The sequence below is a fragment of the Actinoplanes campanulatus genome (assembly GCF_014647795.1).
GTDB classification, from domain to species: Bacteria; Actinomycetota; Actinomycetes; order Mycobacteriales; family Micromonosporaceae; genus Actinoplanes; species Actinoplanes campanulatus.
Window position 1 is genome coordinate 1 of the sequence record NZ_BMPW01000036.1, and the last position, 16,893, is coordinate 16,893.

Below are 16,893 nucleotides of genomic sequence, written 5' to 3' on the forward strand. Positions count from 1 at the left end.
GGACCCCCGCAACACCTCCCGGCAATGCGCCGAGTGCGGGCACATCGACAAAAGGAACCGGCCTACCCGGGACGATTTCCTCTGCTTGAGGTGCGGGCACGCTGGCCCGGCCGACCACAACGCTGCGCGCAACATCGCGCGCAGGGCTGCCGTCATGCAGCCGAACGCGGCGTGACCCTAGCAGCCAGCTAGACCAACGAACGCAAGCTCGGTCCTTCAGGGCCGAGTTCATGACCTCCCTTCATCACGAGTGGCCGCAGCTCTGTTCGTGATGGGGGCGGGCTTCGCGCCCGCGCGGTGATCAAGCGATGGCCGGGTGCCCGTTCTGTGTGCGGCCCATGGCCGACCCGGCAGTCATGGGCGTGAGCGTAACCGACCCTGCTGGCCGCCGTGAAGGAGGCCGCGTCGCCGGCGCGATCCGGCCGTGATCGCTTCAGCTGGCAGGCCGATGCCGCGGCGGCTGTCGACCGCGAGCCGGTGCCATGAACCTTGCCGAAGCTCTACGTTGTCGACCGATTCCTGGGCCTGAGCTCGATCGTCGATCAGCTCGCGGACGGCGGGTTTCGCCTTCGGCTCGTCGTGGCAGGCGGAGGCGACGCTGACCAGGCCCTGCGAGCGCAGCGCGCGATCGATACGGTACGCGGTGACTTGCCTCGCGGTCGCCGCCCGCGGTGGTCGGGCCCAGCCGAAGTGCGCTCGGTCAGCTCGAACGTCTTGATGATGCCGGTTCGCTCGCTGACCGTGACCAGGCCCCACGTGCAGGCGATGTCGAGGGCCCGCTTCGACGGCTTGCGGCTCGCCCAGGCCCAGTCCTTCTCGACGAGCACGTCGTCCTTGATCTCGCTGATCTTCAGCGGGCCGTTGTCGCGGATCACCGGCGTCCTCAACGCCGCCCAGCGGACCCGCGGCAGCCCGGCCGGGGCGATCTTCTACAGCGACCACAGTGCCCAGCTCCTGATTCACTCAGAGGATGAGTAATTCCGCGTGGTGCTACGTGAAACGTCTCGTCATCGGCGGCGACGTGCCATAAATGCTCTGGGGCGGCATGGGCCGTGTCCGAACCGTTGTCGGAGGACTCCCATGCGACGCCGCGTCTTTCTGCAGTCCGCCGCCCTCGCGGCCGCCCTCGGCTCGCTCAGGTTCCCCGGCTTCGCGCTCGCAACCGGGAGCGGCCAGGAGGATAAGCTGATCGAGGTGTGGACTGGAGAGCATGGCGGCTACCCGCCCTTCGATCAGGTGAACCCGACCTCGATCAAAGCGGCGCTAGAGAAGGGCATGGAGCTCAATAGAGCCGAGATCGCGAAGATAGCCGGCGCCGCCGAAGGGCCGACCTTCGCCAACACCGTCGCCGCGCTCGAAGACAGCGGCCGTGCCCTCGACCGCGCTCAACGTCTTTTCAGCGTATTCACCTCGGCGATGAACGACCAGGCGATGCAGGATCTGCAGACCGAGATGTCGCCCGTCCTGTCGGCCTTCGGCGACGACATCATTCAGAACGCCCAGCTTTTCGCCCGGATCAAGGCGGTCCATGACGGCCTGGCCACCGCTGGCCTGTCGCCGGAGCAGAAACGTCTCGTCGAGAGCTACTACCAGAATTTCACCCGGCAGGGCGCGGCACTCGACGACGCCGACCAGGCCGCGCTGAAGGACCTCAATCAGAAGCTTGCCTCGCTCTACACCAGGTTCAGCCAGAACGAGCTGGCCGACGAGGAGAGCTACCGGCTCACCATCGAGACCGAGGCGGATCTCGAGGGCCTTCCCGATTCGCTGCGTGAGGCTGCCGCAGCGGCCGCCGAGGCGCACGGGGTCAAGGGCAAATGGGTCTTCACCAACACGCGTTCCTCGATGGAGCCGTTCCTGACCTACTCCGCCCGGCGCGACCTGCGGGAGAAGGGCTGGCGCATGTGGATCATGCGCGGTGACAACGGCACGGCTACCGACAACAAGGCCGTGATCAGCGAGATCCTTCAGCTCCGGGCCCGGCGGGCCGGTCTGCTCGGCTTCACGACACACGCCCACTGGGCCGTCGAGGACAACATGGCGAAGACGCCGCAGGCCGCCATGGACCTGATGATGAAGCTGTGGGGCCCGGCCCTGCGGCGCGCCCAGGAGGAGATCGCCGACATGCAGGCGATCGCCGACGAGGAGGGCGCCGGCATCACGATCGACGCCTGGGACCACCGGTTCTATTCGGAGAAGGTACGTAAGGCGAAGTACGACCTCGACCAGAACGAGGTGAAGCACTATCTCCAGCTCGACAAGATCCGTGACGGTATGTTCTGGGTCGCCGAACGGCTCTACGGCCTGCGATTCGCCAGACTCGACGGTCTGCCCGTCTACCACGGGGACATGTCGGTCTACGAGGTGACGCGCGGCGGCGAGCGCGTCGGCCTGTGGTATTTCGACCCCTACACCCGTGCCGGCAAGAGCTCCGGTGCGTGGATGAACGAGTACCGCACCCAGGAGCGTTTCAAGGCCGACATCACCCCGATCGTCTCCAACAACTCGAACTTCGTGAAGTCAGGTTCCGGCCCAGTCCTCATCTCCTGGGACGACGCCGTCACCATGTTCCATGAGTTCGGCCACGCCCTGCACGGCCTCAGCTCGAACGTCACCTATCCGCGCCTGGCCGGCACCTCGGTCAAGCGCGACTTCGTCGAGTTTCCCAGCCAGATCAACGAGCACTGGCTCCCGACTCGGGAGGTGCTCGAGCGGTTCGCCCTGCACGTCGACACCGGCGAGCCGATGCCCGCCGAGCTGCTCGCCAAGATCCAGAAGTCGCTGAAGTTCAACCAGGGCTTCAGCACTGTCGAATTCCTGGCCTCGGCGATCTACGACATGAAGATCCACCTGGCCGCGACGCCGGACGGCACGATCGACCCCGTAGCCTTCGAGAAGACCTGCATGGCCGAGATCGGTCTGCCGAAGGAAATCGTCATGCGCCACCGCCCGACCCATTTCGGGCACATCTTCTCGGGCGACGGATACTCGGCCGGCTACTACGTCTATCTCTGGGCCGATGCGCTGACCGCCGACGTGTGGGAGCTGTTCGAACAGAAGGGCGTCTGGGACCCTGCCACCGCCAAGGCGTTCCTCGACGAGATCCTCGCGGTCGGCAACGCAGTGGCACCGGACGAGGCATTCCGAAATTTCCGGGGCCGCGACGTGGACACCGAGGCCCTGATGCGGTTGCGCGGCTTCGCCTGACCCGGGTTCGATCCGGCATGCGAACCACCGGACCGCCAGGCCGGTCCGGTGTTCGCATGCCATCGTCTGCTGATCACAGCGTCTTCGACGACGACCAGTTCAGCGAAGGCATGGAGCGCGCCACCCGAGGCACGGAGGCCGCGATCAAGCTTGTGCAGACGGTGATGAACCTGTTTACGTACCGAAGCTCGCCCCGGCGCTCCAGCGCCCGGCGGGCGGGCTTGCTCAGCTCCCGGCCGTCCGGCCGGCGGCCACCTCGGCCAGGAACCGTTCGATCTCCCAGGGATCGATGCTGCCAGCGAGCAGCGCGGCGGCGCGCTCCCCGGCCGTACGGTCGACGGCCACAGCCTGCGGAAACACCGCCGCAACCGGCTACTGTCCGTCGTATCCGACTCTCTGAAGCAGCAGCCCCGATTTCCCGGAAGTCCCGGCTTGATGGGTCATTCCGGCAGGGTAACGATGTCGCTGTAGGAGTGGTTGATCTGCTGGACGGCGGAGGTCTGATTGACAAGTGGGCCCATCCGCGCCGGTCAGCGTGTGCCGCTCAGGTCAGGTCACTCCGCCGGTTCCCGGATCCTCACCTCAGTCCCGCAGCCAGTTCCCGTGACCGTCGTACACGTAATGACGCTTCTCCGTACCGCCACCGGGTTTCCGGACCGTGGTCACGATCGCCCCGTCCTCGACGGCGTACGAGAGGAATGTCATCCGTTTGCCCGTCCCGGTGGCGGATCGGCCTTGATGAAACCGACCGCGTTGCGGGACTTCTGGTCGTAAGCCAGTTTGACTGGAATCAGTGCCTGGTCCATGCCGTCACTGCCACATTCGACCAGCACCACCGCATCCTCGGTGACCGGGCTGTCGGCCGGCTCGTCGGCGAGGTACTCCGCGTACGCGGGCTGGGCGCTGCCGGGCAGCATCGTGCAGTTGTTTGCCCCCGATGATGCGGTGCCGCCGCGGAATCGGGTGTCCCCGAAGTCCATGAAGGTCAAGTTGTGCAGAGTCATGTTGGCCCAGTCGGTGTTGCGAATGATGCTTTGTGGGTGATGGTGCTCGCCGAGACGGCCGGCGAGGCGACGGGTGAAGTGGTGAGGGGAGCTGGCCTGGACGCGGTGACGGCCGGTATCGCCGCGCCCGCTGGTTCCGCCGCGCCCGCGACATGCTCCGGCCCATCGGCGCAGCCGGCCATGACAGCGGCACTCAACACCGTGACCAGTAGGGGGAATGCACGCATCAGAGGTCCTCCATCACAAAACGATTGGGTTCGCACTCGGTGTGATGCGGATTCCCCCACTCCGGTTCGCGACAGTCGAAAAATCTCTTCTGGTACGCCCGCCGAACGGCCTGTCGTGCCGGTGTCCAACCTCTCTGCACCGTCGGCCGGGGCCGAATCGGACGCATGCCCACCGATGTGGGCCATACGGTGACCGAACCCCGGTCCGGCAGGCTGCCCCAACCACGACTGGCGTCCTCGACCCGGTGGCCCGGGTGTGTGAAGAGACAATTGACAGTTGTCCCGCCGTCCCCGGTCCTGCACCTGGTGCCGTATTAGGCCCTGTTCAAGAGGGTCTTGGACCTTCGCCTCGTGTCAGTCGTCTTCCGACCGTGGCCGGAAGGTCAGGCGAGAGTGCAGGGGTTGCCGTTGAGGCTGGCCGACACCGGCAGGGCGTTGCTTGCCGACCAGCGGCCCGTCAGGCCCGCCGTGACGCTGCCGCCGGGCGGGATGGTGCGGTTCCAGTGTGCCGCGGTCAGTGTGACGTTCGGGCCGTCCTGGCGGACGGTGGCGTGCCATGCCGAGGTGATCTGCTGGTCGCCGCCGACGCTGACGGCCAGGCTCCAGTCGTCCACTGCGGTGGTCCCGGTGTTGGTGACGGTCACCTCGGCGACAAAGCCGCCGGTCCATTCCGTGGTGGTTCGGTAGGCGACCCGGCAGATGCGCGGCGGCGGTGGGGTAGTGGTGACCGGCGCGGCGACCAGGTTGGACGCGATCGACAGGTTACCGGCCGCGTCCTTAGCCCGCACGTAGAACGACGGCCGCGGGCCGGGGCCGGGCCGGGACTGTGCGATGAAGGTCGTCCCGGTGGCGGTGCCGACCAGCACCGACGTGAACCAGCCGTCGAACCAGTACACCTGGTAGCCGGTGACTGCGGTGTCGTCGGTGGAGGGCGACCAGCTCAGCTCGGCGCCCGCCTCGGTCACCGCGCCGACGGCCAGGCCGGACGGGGCGGACGGCGGCGTGGTGTCGCCGGTGCTGACGGCGGGCGTGACCACGGTGACCGGCGCGGTGGACGTCGAGGTCTGGCCGTCGGCGGACCGCGCGAACACCGAGAACGTGTACTGCCGGGTGGGCGAGATGCTGGAGGTGACAGTGACAGTGGTGACGTTGTCGACCGGCTGGGCCCAGTAGATGTCGTTGAACGCCTGGTAGTAGTTCACCGAGTAGCCGACGACGTTGCTGAGGCCGCCGGTGGAAGCGGTCCAGGAAAGCGTGACGGAGGTCGGTGTGACGGCGGTGACCCGCAGGTCGGTGGGCGGCGCGGGCCGCGGCGGCGGAGGAGTCGTCGGTGCGGCCGTGGGGGTCGGAACCGGCGTGGGTGTGGGCGCCGCGACGGCCGGGCCGGTCAGCGCCAGGAGGGTGGTGGCGGCCGCGAGGAACGTCGCAGCCCACAGAAGACGGTGTCTGGGCATGCTCCGACGCTGCGCGGCAGATCGATGCCTGTCAACGGGTTGTCCACCTGTCGGCGGGCCAGACGACCACCTGAATCGTGCCGGTCGCGCCGCGCACCGCTCATCGCGATCGTCTGCGGCCGCGGCGGCCTCGGCCGCTGGGCCGGGTGGTGACCAGAGTCGATCGCGTGATGCCGCAAGGATGGGGTCAGCTACGGGGAGATCGTTGCGGGATCACCGTGGATATCCGGGTCGTCGGCAGATTCCAGCAGCATGGCCAGGCGCTGGATCCGGCGGCACGTTCGGCTTCATCGGGCGGCGGCCGGCGAATTCTCGCCGGCCGCCGCAGAATAGGAATTGGTCGTACAGGGTGCGAACCGGCTGCGACCTGTCGCCGGCGTACCAGAGCAGGGCGGCATTCAGCAGGACCACGTACACCGGCAGGTTCACGACGGCCAGGGCCAGGCCGGTGAGGACCGCCGCGGCCCGGCGGCGGCTCCGTGACCCCCTGATCCGGTATGCGAGACCGGCCACGAGCAGCCATCCGGCCAGCGCACCCCCGGCCGCGGTCAGCGGAAGGTATTCCCTGGTGCGCCGCGCAAAGACGGCGGCTTCGAGGACGTTGTTGTAAGTGGTCACGCCGGGCGGAGGGTTGTCGAGTGTCGGGGGACCGATGGCGTCGGCCACCTGCCCGTACAGGATCAGGCCGTCCCGCTCGGCGGTCAGCCTAGCGGCCCGTCGCAGGTGCTCGTACCGGGTGTGCGGGCCCCGCGCCGCGAGCACTTCCGGCGGCTCCGGGTTCAGCGGCCGGACCGTGAACCCGGTGATGGTTCAGCCGGCGGCGACCAGGCGGTCACGGGTCTGCTCGACGGTCCACATCGGCGTTGATCCGGGCTGCGTCTGCTCCAGGAGCCCGGTCAGGTGGACGCGATCCGCATGCCCGGGCTCCCTCCACCGGGTCGGCCGGATCGTCTCGCGCGGGTGGCCCACCCCGAACTCGTCGCCTCGCCCGCAGCCGGCCGGCGGCGGCCGGGCCCGGCCATCTCCAGGAGGGTGGTCACGATCTCCGTGCCGTGCTGGCGCCGACAACTTCCTGGGTACGCGAGGAGTAGGCGCCGGTAGTGCCGTTCGATTCGCTCGTCGGCGAGCGGCCAGTGCGCCCCGGTCACGCGGCGCCCCCCGCGAGTTGCCGTACGCGGCAGGCCGGGGACAATACCTCGTCCGCGCAGCTGATCTTCGGCCGCTTCGGTCCGGCGCCGGAGCCGCTCGACCTCGCCTCGTAGGGCCGCCGCACCGCTTCGCTGAGCTGGTAGTAGCGGCGTAGCCGCCCTTCGACCGCCTCCTCCCGGCCCACCTGGATCAGGCCCTACTCCGCGAGCCTGTCCAGCGCGCCGTAGAGGGCGCCGGGCCGCAGCTTGACCTCGCCTCCGGAGAGGTCGTAGACGGCTTGCACGACGCCGTAGCCGTGCCTTGGTTGTGCCGCGAGCGCGGCGAGGATGAGAAAAGTAGGTTCCTGGAGATTCAACGAGACAGGTCGATGCGGTCGAAGTCGGGCGCATCGTCGTTGTCGTTGCGCACCTCGATGGTGTTCGCCCCAGCCTTCAGCGGAATCCGCAGGGTCAGGACATCCACGGTGTACCAGTCGGGACTGGCGGGAAAGGTGAGGTTTTCCAGAAATGGGCGGCCGTTGACCAGTATGGTGGCCTGCCGCGGATCACCGGAGATGTACCGTATCTGGGCGTTGTAGATGTCGGAATCGGGAACCTTCAGCCCCGTGAAGCGCAGGAAGTTGGCTTCATTGTTGCCGACGAAGCGCACGAGGTAGCCACCGGAGGCGTCGTCACGTGGCATCGGCCGGGCCTTGCCTCCCAACACGTTGTGTTGAGACTCTGCCTCGTAGGACTCCTGAAACGGTTCGGGTCGCGCTGCCTCGGTGTCCCGGGTGGACGAGGGTCGCGACGCCGTCGGACGAGGGCCGCCGACGCGCGAAGCCGAAGCCGAGTTCCGGGGCGGAAGCTGCGACGGGGACTGCCAGGAGCGGGATGGATGGGATACGGGTGGAGCAGTCACGGCAGGCGGCCCGGTCAGCGGGCCCTGGGCTACCGCAGCCGGTGACTCGGAGCGGGAAATAACGGTGACCAGGAGACCCGCCACTCCGGCGGCGGCGAATACGGCGACAGCGCCGACTATCACACCTCTACGTTGTGCCAGGGCCAATGCCCGGCGCCGCGCGGCTCGCGTACCCATCCGACTGACGGCCCACTCAAAACGCGCCGCCCTTGGCGCGGGAACAGGATATGCCGAATCGGTCACAAGATCCGGTGCCGCGGGACTTGTGGAGCTGACCGGCGGCACCCATCCACCGACGCGCAGCGTGTTGGTGAACTGTTCCGGGTCATCCTCTGGCATGGGCCTGACCGTCCTCTATCGATGGTTTGCCGACATTAGCCCCAGCCCGCTCCGGAACGGCCCATCCCTTCGGACGATCTTGCTGTAGTCGATAGGATGATATCGACATGGCCATCCAGTTGAGCACACCCATCGCCCATCCGCCAAGGATCGAGCGCCACCGGCAACATGGTCACCTCGGGCCGTGCGCGCTGGTTGGGGCTGCGGACATAGTCGAATGCGACCCAGCTCCGCAGCAGATCACCGGGCTTCCGAAGCATCAACCACCACCCCCGCGTCCGGGCCGTGAACCTCGACGGTGAGGAGACCGTCGGGCACCACGGCAACGGCGGCAGCCGAGCCACCTACCGGTGGGCAGGGCGGCCGGATGCCCTGCCACGCCCAGAACTGCTGAACGCGTCTTGACAGGATGTGGGCCACGCGACGAGGTGGCTGGAGAACGGCCGATCCAATGATCACCATCGGTCACTCGATCGGTGCGTTGGCGTGACCATCACGGCGGTGAGCCCCTATCAGGAGCGGAGGCTGTTCTTGAGGGCAGATGGTGAAACGCCCACTCGATGACGTCGGTGAAGTCGAGCTCGTTCAGTGCCGGTCTCGCTGCTTCAAGGTCGAGTTGGGGCCGGTTCTACGCTCGCGGGATGAGCGATGCGGAGCGCGGTGCCCGGGGCTGGTTGTCGCTGGTCCCGCAGCCGTCCGGCGCGGCTCGGAGTCCGGCAGAGAGGCCGCCGCGGCGCTGCCCGGTCTGCGGGAACCGGTTGCCGGGCGTAGCGCGAAGCACGATGGTGTTCTGCTCGCCGCGGTGCCGCTCGAGAGCGTGGCGAAGCAGGTCACTCACATCGGGTACCGGCCTTGAACGAGTCGTTCACGTGGCCGCCGTCGCCGATGGACCAGGCGAGGTGGCCGGCACGGCCGAACGCCACCTGTCCGCCGTTGTGGTTGCAGTACTCGGTGTGCTCATGGGTCGATCGTGATCACCTGTGAGTAGTCGGCGTTGTAGCGAATCCGTACACCGGTGACCGGCATCGTGTCGCCCTTCATACGCAGGATGTGCCTGGCCAATGCCCTCACCTCGCGCAGTTGCCGGGCCTCCATCTCCGGGCCAGCGGTCAGGGTAGCTACGAGGGCGCCTGGGCCGACGATACGGATCGGCCCGGTCGGGTGGTCTCCACTGAGCAGCACCTCAGTGATGCTGCCGGGCAGGATCGCGTCGTGCACGCAGACCACCGGAACAGCTGGCGCATTGAGTTGGCCGGCAACCGAGAGCGCCTCCCACATGCTCGTGGCGAGCGTGGGTGTGAGGTCTCTGCCGCGCTGCCGGGGCACTCCGTCGGCGCCGACCGTGACGGGGGCCGACCATGCCTTCGAGTCGATCACCCACACGCCGGTCGGGCCGATCGCGACATGGTCGACGTTCGCGGTTGTGCCGGGCAGCGCCACGTCGTGGAAGATGTCCCAGTCACGCCCGAGATCGCGCAACAGCACGGCGGTGCGCCGTTCCCCTTCGGCGCCGCGTGCCCAGGATGTCTCCTCCAGCTTCGATTCCGGCCGTTTCAACAGGTCCTCGGCCGACTTCACCAGGTCCTCGGCCGACCCGCGGGCGCGGACCAGTGCCAGCCGCAGGCGGCTGAGACCCCAACGCTGGTAGCGAACGGCGATGTAGAAGACGCCAGCGGCCAGGACGACGATGCTGGTGAAGTGGCGGGCCGCCCCCGGGCCGGCGGCCACGCGCAGCAGGACTGCGGCCAGGACGATCACCATGGCCGTGCCCCACACACCCCGCCAGACCGGGCGGCGCTGACGGAACACCCCGGTCGCGGCGAGAAGCACGCCCAAAGCGGTGAAGAAGACGTCGGACGACCCCGGGCCGGCCGCCGAGACCGGGGCCAGCGTGCCGATGACCAGGGCGATCGTGGTGGCGAAGGCGCCGGACCAGAGCCGCAGGATGTAGAGGGCTACGAGCCCCGCGAACGTTCCGACGCCACCGTAGAGGGCATTGCCACCGAGGCGCCGGGTCAGGTCGGCGGCGGCGATGGCGAACACCACCGCACCGGCCGCGAGGGCCCAGCGGGGCACGGACCGGCGTACCAGATCCTCGTGCACTTGCTGGGCGGAACGGCCGGCCTTGCCGTGCTCGCGGCTCACTTCTCGAGCAGGTTGAGGAGGTAGTCGAGGGCCTGATACCACTCGACCTCCTCGTGCTCGGCGTACATCCGCAGGGCCAGGGCGGCCGAGTAAATCAGGGTCAGGCCGTAGGTCGCCAGGTCGATCGTGGGCGCCGGGCCCACGCCGAGAGTGCCGGTGAGCACCGCTTCGAGATCTTCCCGCGCGGGCAACGCCACCCAGTCCTCGGCGTGCTCGCTCACCCGTTCCGCCAGTCTGGCGGCGGCCTCGCGTTTCTCGGCGCCGGTCAGCGAAAGCGCGGCGGTCATGGTCAGACCGGCGAGCCTGACGGCCGCTGCCGCACCTACGGCGTCGATCTCGGCGAGCGCGGCGACCAGAGCGTCCGCGTCACGATCAAAGACTTTCCCGTACGCCTGCCGGAGCGCGCGCTCCTGGGTCGCATCGATCTTTGTCCCCGTCATTCCATCGCCTCCACCAGTTTTTCCGCGAAGATTCCCAGATACTTCTTGAGGCGCTCGCCGGGTTTCAGCTCGTCGATGCCTAGGTCGTGTCTCTTGTTGAGGTACGCGGCCCGTTCAAGGCACGCAATGCCACCCACCACGACCAGGCCTTCCAAGATCATCCCAGCCAGTACCAGATCCGGTGCCACGCTCGCAGCGATCTTCACGAGGGCGTTGATGACCTTTGCGGTCACCTCGCACCATTCCTGGACTTGGATCAGGTCCTCGGCCTGTTGCTGCCGACTCTTCTTGCGGGCGATCTCCCCGCCGTCACCGCGCTGAGGAACCGGTGTCGGGTTGGTGCTGCCGCCGGGCATCATTTTGCTCGTGATCTCGGCGCCGCCGGGGAGGTCCCTGGTCCGCATCCCCAGGCGCCAGTCCCGGTCCGAACCGGTCGGCTTCGTGGGCCGGATCGCCCCGGCCAGCGACGTGCCGCCTTGGCTGCCGCCGCTACCGGCGTTTCCGCTGCCCGTCGAGGTGCCGAGGTAGTCGTCCAGGACCTCGGCGAGCTTGGTCAGCCTCTGTTCGGTCTGAACCGAGGCCTCCCTGGCCGGCCGCGCCGAGGAAGTCGCCAGCGAGTGCACCGCATCCACCAGCGACGCGTGCGTCTTGAGCGAATCCCCGTGCTCGGTGACCGCCGCGACCAACTGCTCCCCGGCCTCTTCCAGTCTCTCCCGGAACGTCGCCAGCGCGCTGCCGAGCTCCCGCAGCGTCTCCGGCGACGCCTTGACCGCGCTCATGCCTTGCCCTTGACGCTCGGCTCAGCGCTGAACAACCGCTGGATCGTCAACAGCGCCATCACACAGAGGGCCACGCCCACCACAGGTGCGCCCACCACGAGCACGGAGTCCAGCCAGCCGAACACGATCTTCTCAAGGCCGTCACGGAACGGCCGGGGTGCCGGGCCGTACAGGATCATGCTGATGCCCCAGAGCAGCATGGCCGCCCGGGCGGCGCCGCCGCGGCCGTGTTTCGTGCCGTCGATCCAGTCCGCTCCGTCGAGGCGGGCGAAGATCCACGAGCGACCGATCGTGACCACGACGGCGACCACCGCGGCCACGATCGCGGTCCATATGGTCGCCAAGACAGGACCGACGTCCTCGCCGGCGCTGAAGTAGAGATAGACGAGAAAGGCGATGCCCGGGACGAAGGCGACCGGCAGGAGCACGACGTCGCGGGCCAGCCCGACGGTGCGGCGACGGGTCCACGCCGCGTGCCGCTCAGCCGACTCCAACGCCGCGACCTTCGCCGGGAGCCCTTCGACTGCGGCCCGTATCGGGTCCATCGCGCCATCGACGTCGGGCCCACCGAGCTCGTCGAGGTCCAGCGGCGATGCCGCACCCGCCGCGGGTAGGTGCTCGAGCGGCCCGCCCAGGTCGTCCGGCAGCATTGCGGTGGCCGCCCCGAGCAGGGCGGTCAGTTCCGTCTCACCCAGGTCGAGCTGGTGTAGCGCCTGGTCGCCGATCGCGCTCCGCTCAGCCACCGACTCATTGGTCGTCTTGGTCCACTGGGCGTCGGCTGCGTCGGCCGCCTCGCGCCGGATGCCGATGGCGGCCAGCGCCTCGCGATACTCGGCCCACTCCACCGGCCCGCTCACCGGGTCCTCCCTGACAACGTTGCCCACGTCCGCTCACCAGGTGCGGTGAACGGAACAACAATCTTGGTGCTGTTCGGATCCTCGCGATGCCAGAGAAGCATCCGGTCGGCTTCCGGCGCGTTGCCCCGGTTGATGCCGAGCCCGTTCTGCTCCTCTACTGGGACCTGGGCCACCAGCCGTACGTCGAAGAAGCCCAGCGCCTTGGGAGAGGTGGCGATCGCACCCGCTGGAAGCACCGCTGTGGCCATTTCGGCACGTGAGCGCCAGGCCCCAAGAACGTGCAGCCCGGCTTCGGGACCGTGTTCGGCCAGGACAGCGAAGGGTGCCGCTGCGCGAATCCGGGAGGCGCCGAAGCCCACCACGAACGTGCGCTGCGACAGCGGGCTGCCGGCGGCCTCCTTCACCTCCTTGCCGAGGGTCTCCAGTGCCGTCGGGGTCTCGTCGAGGCTCACCTCGAGGACATCGGCGCCCCGGTTGGCCAGGAACTCGGCGAGTTGGGTCACGGTGGCCCGCAGCGGGTGGTCATCACGCGGCGCGAGCAGCACGAACCGCCCGTCCGGATGCTGGGTGGCGGCGGAGATCGCGGCGCCGGCCAGTACGCCGAACACGTCCGAGCCATCCGAGCGCCCGGTCCCGAGCACGGCGAGGTTGCCACCCGCGCGGTCCGCGATCGTGACCGCGACCCCGTCGGCGACCTCGACCGGCCCGCCCACCCAGAGCACGGTTTCGCCGCCGTGCCGCCGGGGCAGCTTCCCGTCCAGGGCCGCGAGCAGCGGTGCCGACTGCTCGACAGCGACGAGGCCGCCGCCGTCGAAGACAAAAGGCGCGGTTGTGGTGGCCCGGGCAGCCATGTCCCGCACCATTTCGGCACGTACGGCCTTGTCCACGAGCGCCACCTGCACCGGCACGTTCTGCGACGGGTCACCGGTCGAGTTCGCAATCGCCTCGCCCCGCCGCGTCAGCGACGCCGCATCCTCGTTGCGATCGCCCAGCACGGTCACCGACGACGCGGCATCCTTCGTCTTCAGGGCGATGCGCAGGCCGATCTGGTCGAACAGCGACTTGTGCTCGCCGAATGCGCCCAGCCCGTTGAGGCTCTGGGTCGCCAGCACCAGGTGGATGCCGGCGTTACGGCCCTGCTTGGCGAGGTTGGTGAGCATACCGGCGGCCCGCTGGCCGTGAACCGGGTCGGTGAGCAACACCTGGAACTCGTCGAGCACCGCGACCACGCGCGGCATCCGTACGTCCGTGGTCTCGTTCAGTTCGACGATGTCGGCGACCTCGTGCGCGGCGAAGGCCGCGGACCGCCGCTGCCGTTCCTGCTCCAGCTCGGCGAGCGCGGACAGGTACATCCGGATGTCGCTCTGCACGGCGATCACCTCGGCGTGCGGGAGCGCGGACGGGTCCGAGAGGCGGGGCGCGTACGCCCGGAACTCCACCCCGTCCTTGCCGTCGATCAGGTAGAAGCGCAGGTCCTCCGGGGCATACACGTGGCTGAAGGAACTGATCAGCGCGTGCAGGAGGGTCGACTTGCCCATGCCGGTCATGCCTGCGATCAACGCGTGGACCGGGCCGCCCTTGACGTTCAGCGCGACCTCATACGGATTGGCGCCGCTGAGCCCGATCGGTGCGGTGATCGCCGCGCCCGGCCGACGACCCCAGCGCGGGATGTTCTCGAGAAGGCGGCCGAGCGGCACCACGGCCGCCCCGCCCGGCTGTTCCGCCCGGCTCACGACCCGCTGCACGACCTCGATCGGCGGCGCGGGGTCGGCCGTCACGATCTGACCCGGCACGATACTCAACCAGTGATCGGCGTACAGCAGATGGGGTTCGCTCTCGACGATCATGCTGGACTCGCCCCGCCGGAGCTGCGCGCCACGATCGACAAGGGCGAGCACGTGCACCCCGCACGGCCCACCCGTGCGCGTCAGTTTTTCCAGCAGCGCCATCTCCTCGGGCCGGTAACGAGGAACGTCAAGAGCGACAACGACGTGGTATGGCTCCCGTACCAGCGCGCCGGCGTTGTACTGCGCGAGCGTGTGATGGCTGCCCTGGAGGAACGTGAGCGCCACGGTCGACACGCGACGAGCCAAATACTCGAGCCGATCGCGTACGTCGTTACCGGTAATCGCCACCGGCCAGAAGACGCCGCCGTTCGCGGTGTCGGCCGACCCGAACCGAGCCAGCGAGGTGCCGTTGCCGTGCGGGTCGAGTATGTGGACGCGCACGGCACCCGCGGGTGCCGCGGCGAGCGCCCGCACGAGCAGCGTCTCCACCACCTCGATCAGGTCGCCGCGCGCCGCTCCATCACCGGAGAGTGTCACGCCGGCGAGGGCCGGGTTCGGCAGCAATACCGGCAGATCGCCGTCACCGACGCCGCGAAAATGGCCGATCCTGAGTAGTCCCGGCATCTCGTCAGGCACGGGCTGCTCAGCCCAGCCGGGCGCGGTGACCAACTCGCCGGCGGCTGCGGGCAGCTCCTTGCCAGCTTTTTCGAGCAGAGCCAGATCGGCTGCAGCCCGTTCTGCCCTTTCCGCGCGCTCGTGGTCTGCCAGCGTGCGGAGATCGCCTGTGATTTGCGCAATGGCCTGCGCGGTGGCTTCGCGGACCCGCGGACGCGTCGCTTCCAGCCGGGCTCGGATGAACGACGCCGTCCGGACCAGCTCCTCGACGGCCTCGGCGAGCTCTTTCCTGGTCCGCTCCGGTGCGGGTGGTGGAGTGAACATCGCTGGTCTTCTCAGCCGGCCAGGAATTCCTCGAGCTTCGCGGCCTTGCCGTCGATCTTGCTCGAGATGTCCTGGGCCGTGTCCGCCACGTTGATCGAGTTCAGCATCTCATCGATCTGTCCGTACACGGCGTGGGCCACCTCGTCATCCCACCCATCCGCGGCGGCGGACGAGGCCTGCTGCATCTGCTGCTTGGCCTCGTCGACACTCGTGACGAACTGCAACACCGCCGCCGACAACTCGCGCATGGATTCCGGCGAAGCATTGACCTGAGACATGTTTCTCCTGCCAGGGGGTAATGCACCATTTGACCAGTATCGAGGGATTGGTGCCGCATCACCGTAGAGCCCCGCAGCCACGCCAGCAAGTCCGCCTCCAAGGATTTGACCAGGAAAAACACTCGCCGTCGCCACTGACGGATTCGCTTCCGCCAACAAGACGACTCGGGATCCGCCGGACGGTCGATGCGAGTTTCCCGATTTCGGCTTCCGGGAGAACCCAGGGTCATTGCGTTGTCGGATAACTGCTGGTCACGGCGGTGATCAGGTCGTGTGATCGGCGGTTTGCCTGGCGGGTCGCTCGGGCGATGTTGGTTGCTCCGGTGCTGCGGTGCCAGCTGATCGCGGTGTTACCCAGGGTCGCGATGATGGCGGGTCCGTTGCCGGTCCGGGCTTGGTGCTGATCTTCACGGAAAGTCCGTTGACCGAGGTCCGTAAGAGCTGCAACCGGGCGTTGAATAGCCTGCGCGCCGCCGTCGAACGCGCCATCTCGCATCTGGTCAACTGGAAGATCCTCGACCTCGGCTACCGCGGCCGGATCTCCGAGATCCCCGACGTGCTACGCACCGTCACGAATCTTGAGATCCACCGGGCACGAGTCTGACGGGTGTTCTGAATAGGGCTCCGGGTGTACCGCTCGTACCACCCGTACGTGTTCAAAGGCCTGGTCAACTGCGGGATCTGCAACCGACGGATGCAAGGGAGCCGTACCAACGGCCTCGCCTACTACCGCCGTAGGTATCCCCAGGAATACGACTTGAAGAAAAGAGTCGACCACCCGCGTACCGTCCTGCTGCGAGAGGACGAGCTGGTTACTCCGCTGGACGCCTGGTTGAGCCAGGAGTTCGGAGAACTCCAGCGGCGCCACACCGTCGTGAAGATCCTTGAGCAAGCCGCCATTGGCCTGCCCGTTCCGGCGCCGGCCGTGCCGAGTGGGCCGACCATCGCCGAACTGGATGCCAAACTCGCCCGTTACCGAGAGGCGTTGGACGCGGGTGCAGACCCGGCCGTGGTCGCCCGATGGATCGCCGAGACACAGGCCGACCGTCAACTCGCCTTGTCTCGTCAGCGGTTGGAAAGGAATGGAACCACTGGCAGTAGCGGCTATCACCTCACCGTCGACGAGGTCACGGCCATCATCGAGGAACTCGGAGGTATGGTTGCCGTCCTCAAGGCTGCCGCTCCGGAGGACAAAATCGACATATACCGCGATTTGGGGCTGCGGATGACCTACCTGCCGGAAACCAAAACGGTGCGGGCTGATCTTGCGATCGCACCGCACCGTTGGCCATCAGTTTGTGTCCGAAGGGGGACTTGAACCCCCACGCCCTTGCGGGCACTAGCACCTCAAGCTAGCGCGTCTGCCATTCCGCCACCCGGACCTGCCT

General features: G+C 67.9%; 18 protein-coding genes, 1 tRNA gene and 1 pseudogene. 5 read left to right on the forward strand and 15 right to left on the reverse strand.

The window, feature by feature from the left end:
- From IEZ13_RS48060 to IEZ13_RS42580, 3 genes are all read left to right on the forward strand, one after another.
- On the forward strand, positions 1-175 hold a 175-nt coding region (locus IEZ13_RS48060; RefSeq protein WP_189285777.1), incomplete at its 5' end, for a zinc ribbon domain-containing protein.
- Positions 176-489: 314 nt separating this feature from the next.
- Positions 490-978, forward strand: coding sequence for a hypothetical protein (locus tag IEZ13_RS48240; protein WP_229795726.1), 489 nt, complete (start codon positions 490-492; stop codon positions 976-978).
- A 102-nt stretch (positions 979-1,080) separates the two neighbouring features.
- Positions 1,081-3,207 carry a M3 family metallopeptidase gene (locus tag IEZ13_RS42580; protein ID WP_183227053.1) on the forward strand — a complete coding sequence of 709 codons (2,127 nt, stop codon included), beginning with the start codon at positions 1,081-1,083 and terminating at the stop codon, positions 3,205-3,207.
- A 225-nt stretch (positions 3,208-3,432) separates the two neighbouring features.
- On the opposite strand, the gene IEZ13_RS47685 is transcribed toward IEZ13_RS42580, so the two are convergent.
- The 14 genes and pseudogenes from IEZ13_RS47685 to IEZ13_RS42640 all read right to left on the reverse strand — a co-directional run bounded on the left by IEZ13_RS47685 (position 3,433) and on the right by IEZ13_RS42640 (position 15,505).
- Positions 3,433-3,567, reverse strand: a complete 135-nt coding sequence (locus tag IEZ13_RS47685; protein ID WP_260180019.1) for a hypothetical protein — start codon at positions 3,565-3,567, stop codon at positions 3,433-3,435.
- A gap of 222 nt (positions 3,568-3,789) precedes the next feature.
- Entirely contained in the window at positions 3,790-3,912 is a 123-nt protein-coding gene (locus IEZ13_RS47690) for a hypothetical protein (protein WP_260180020.1), read from the reverse strand.
- Entirely contained in the window at positions 3,909-4,196 is a 288-nt protein-coding gene (locus tag IEZ13_RS42585; protein WP_183227055.1) for a hypothetical protein, read from the reverse strand. The genes IEZ13_RS47690 and IEZ13_RS42585 overlap by 4 nt, the downstream gene beginning before the upstream one ends.
- Positions 4,197-4,821: 625 nt before the next feature.
- Complete coding sequence (locus tag IEZ13_RS42590; RefSeq protein WP_229795727.1) at positions 4,822-5,892, reverse strand: cellulose binding domain-containing protein; 1,071 nt, start codon at positions 5,890-5,892, stop codon at positions 4,822-4,824.
- Between the two features lie 213 nt (positions 5,893-6,105).
- Entirely contained in the window at positions 6,106-6,654 is a 549-nt protein-coding gene (locus IEZ13_RS42595; RefSeq protein WP_183227057.1) for a hypothetical protein, read from the reverse strand.
- A gap of 48 nt (positions 6,655-6,702) precedes the next feature.
- Positions 6,703-6,861: a hypothetical protein gene (locus IEZ13_RS42600; RefSeq protein ID WP_183227201.1), complete on the reverse strand. Its 159-nt coding sequence runs from the start codon at positions 6,859-6,861 to the stop codon at positions 6,703-6,705.
- Positions 6,862-7,088: 227 nt separating this feature from the next.
- Positions 7,089-7,396 (reverse strand): annotated as a pseudogene (locus IEZ13_RS42605) (PadR family transcriptional regulator); the annotation flags it as partial.
- Complete coding sequence (locus tag IEZ13_RS42610) at positions 7,393-7,722, reverse strand: carbohydrate-binding protein (RefSeq protein WP_183227060.1); 330 nt, start codon at positions 7,720-7,722, stop codon at positions 7,393-7,395. The gene IEZ13_RS42610 and the pseudogene IEZ13_RS42605, both read right to left, overlap by 4 nt.
- A gap of 1,515 nt (positions 7,723-9,237) precedes the next feature.
- A complete protein-coding gene (locus IEZ13_RS42615; RefSeq protein WP_183227062.1) occupies positions 9,238-10,425 on the reverse strand; it encodes a nuclease-related domain-containing protein in 1,188 nt (395 codons plus the stop codon).
- Positions 10,422-10,865 carry a hypothetical protein gene (locus tag IEZ13_RS42620; RefSeq protein WP_183227063.1) on the reverse strand — a complete coding sequence of 148 codons (444 nt, stop codon included), beginning with the start codon at positions 10,863-10,865 and terminating at the stop codon, positions 10,422-10,424. The genes IEZ13_RS42615 and IEZ13_RS42620 overlap by 4 nt, the downstream gene beginning before the upstream one ends.
- Positions 10,862-11,644 carry a hypothetical protein gene (locus tag IEZ13_RS42625; RefSeq protein ID WP_183227065.1) on the reverse strand — a complete coding sequence of 261 codons (783 nt, stop codon included), beginning with the start codon at positions 11,642-11,644 and terminating at the stop codon, positions 10,862-10,864. Before IEZ13_RS42625 ends, IEZ13_RS42620 begins: the two co-directional genes overlap by 4 nt.
- Entirely contained in the window at positions 11,641-12,501 is an 861-nt protein-coding gene (locus IEZ13_RS42630; RefSeq protein ID WP_183227067.1) for a hypothetical protein, read from the reverse strand. The genes IEZ13_RS42625 and IEZ13_RS42630 overlap by 4 nt, the downstream gene beginning before the upstream one ends.
- The gene (locus tag IEZ13_RS42635; RefSeq protein ID WP_183227069.1) at positions 12,498-15,227 is read right to left on the reverse strand and encodes an FtsK/SpoIIIE domain-containing protein; all 2,730 of its coding nucleotides are present in this window, start codon (positions 15,225-15,227) and stop codon (positions 12,498-12,500) included. Before IEZ13_RS42635 ends, IEZ13_RS42630 begins: the two co-directional genes overlap by 4 nt.
- A gap of 11 nt (positions 15,228-15,238) precedes the next feature.
- Positions 15,239-15,505, reverse strand: coding sequence for a hypothetical protein (locus IEZ13_RS42640; protein ID WP_183227071.1), 267 nt, complete (start codon positions 15,503-15,505; stop codon positions 15,239-15,241).
- A gap of 421 nt (positions 15,506-15,926) precedes the next feature.
- On the opposite strand from IEZ13_RS42640, the gene IEZ13_RS42645 reads away from it, so the two are divergent.
- Positions 15,927-16,109 carry a hypothetical protein gene (locus IEZ13_RS42645; RefSeq protein WP_229795729.1) on the forward strand — a complete coding sequence of 61 codons (183 nt, stop codon included), beginning with the start codon at positions 15,927-15,929 and terminating at the stop codon, positions 16,107-16,109.
- A 48-nt stretch (positions 16,110-16,157) separates the two neighbouring features.
- On the forward strand, positions 16,158-16,823 hold the full coding sequence (locus IEZ13_RS42650; RefSeq protein ID WP_183227073.1) for a recombinase zinc ribbon domain-containing protein: 666 nt from the start codon (positions 16,158-16,160) through the stop codon (positions 16,821-16,823).
- On the opposite strand, the gene IEZ13_RS42655 is transcribed toward IEZ13_RS42650, so the two are convergent.
- Positions 16,805-16,887 (reverse strand) — tRNA-Leu (locus tag IEZ13_RS42655). The genes IEZ13_RS42650 and IEZ13_RS42655 overlap by 19 nt on opposite strands.
- Positions 16,888-16,893 lie beyond the last annotated feature (6 nt).

Bases quoted from the DNA above. Each gene is read 5' to 3' on its own strand.
- IEZ13_RS42580 (WP_183227053.1), top strand. From the start codon at position 1,081: ATGCGACGCCGCGTCTTTCTGCAGTCCGCCGCCCTCGCGGCCGCCCTC.
- IEZ13_RS47690 (WP_260180020.1), bottom strand. From the start codon at position 3,912: ATGACATTCCTCTCGTACGCCGTCGAGGACGGGGCGATCGTGACCACG.
- IEZ13_RS42590 (WP_229795727.1), bottom strand. From the start codon at position 5,892: ATGCCCAGACACCGTCTTCTGTGGGCTGCGACGTTCCTCGCGGCCGCC.
- IEZ13_RS42610 (WP_183227060.1), bottom strand. From the start codon at position 7,722: ATGCCACGTGACGACGCCTCCGGTGGCTACCTCGTGCGCTTCGTCGGC.
- IEZ13_RS42620 (WP_183227063.1), bottom strand. From the start codon at position 10,865: ATGACGGGGACAAAGATCGATGCGACCCAGGAGCGCGCGCTCCGGCAG.
- IEZ13_RS42625 (WP_183227065.1), bottom strand. From the start codon at position 11,644: ATGAGCGCGGTCAAGGCGTCGCCGGAGACGCTGCGGGAGCTCGGCAGC.
- IEZ13_RS42635 (WP_183227069.1), bottom strand. From the start codon at position 15,227: ATGTTCACTCCACCACCCGCACCGGAGCGGACCAGGAAAGAGCTCGCC.
- IEZ13_RS42640 (WP_183227071.1), bottom strand. From the start codon at position 15,505: ATGTCTCAGGTCAATGCTTCGCCGGAATCCATGCGCGAGTTGTCGGCG.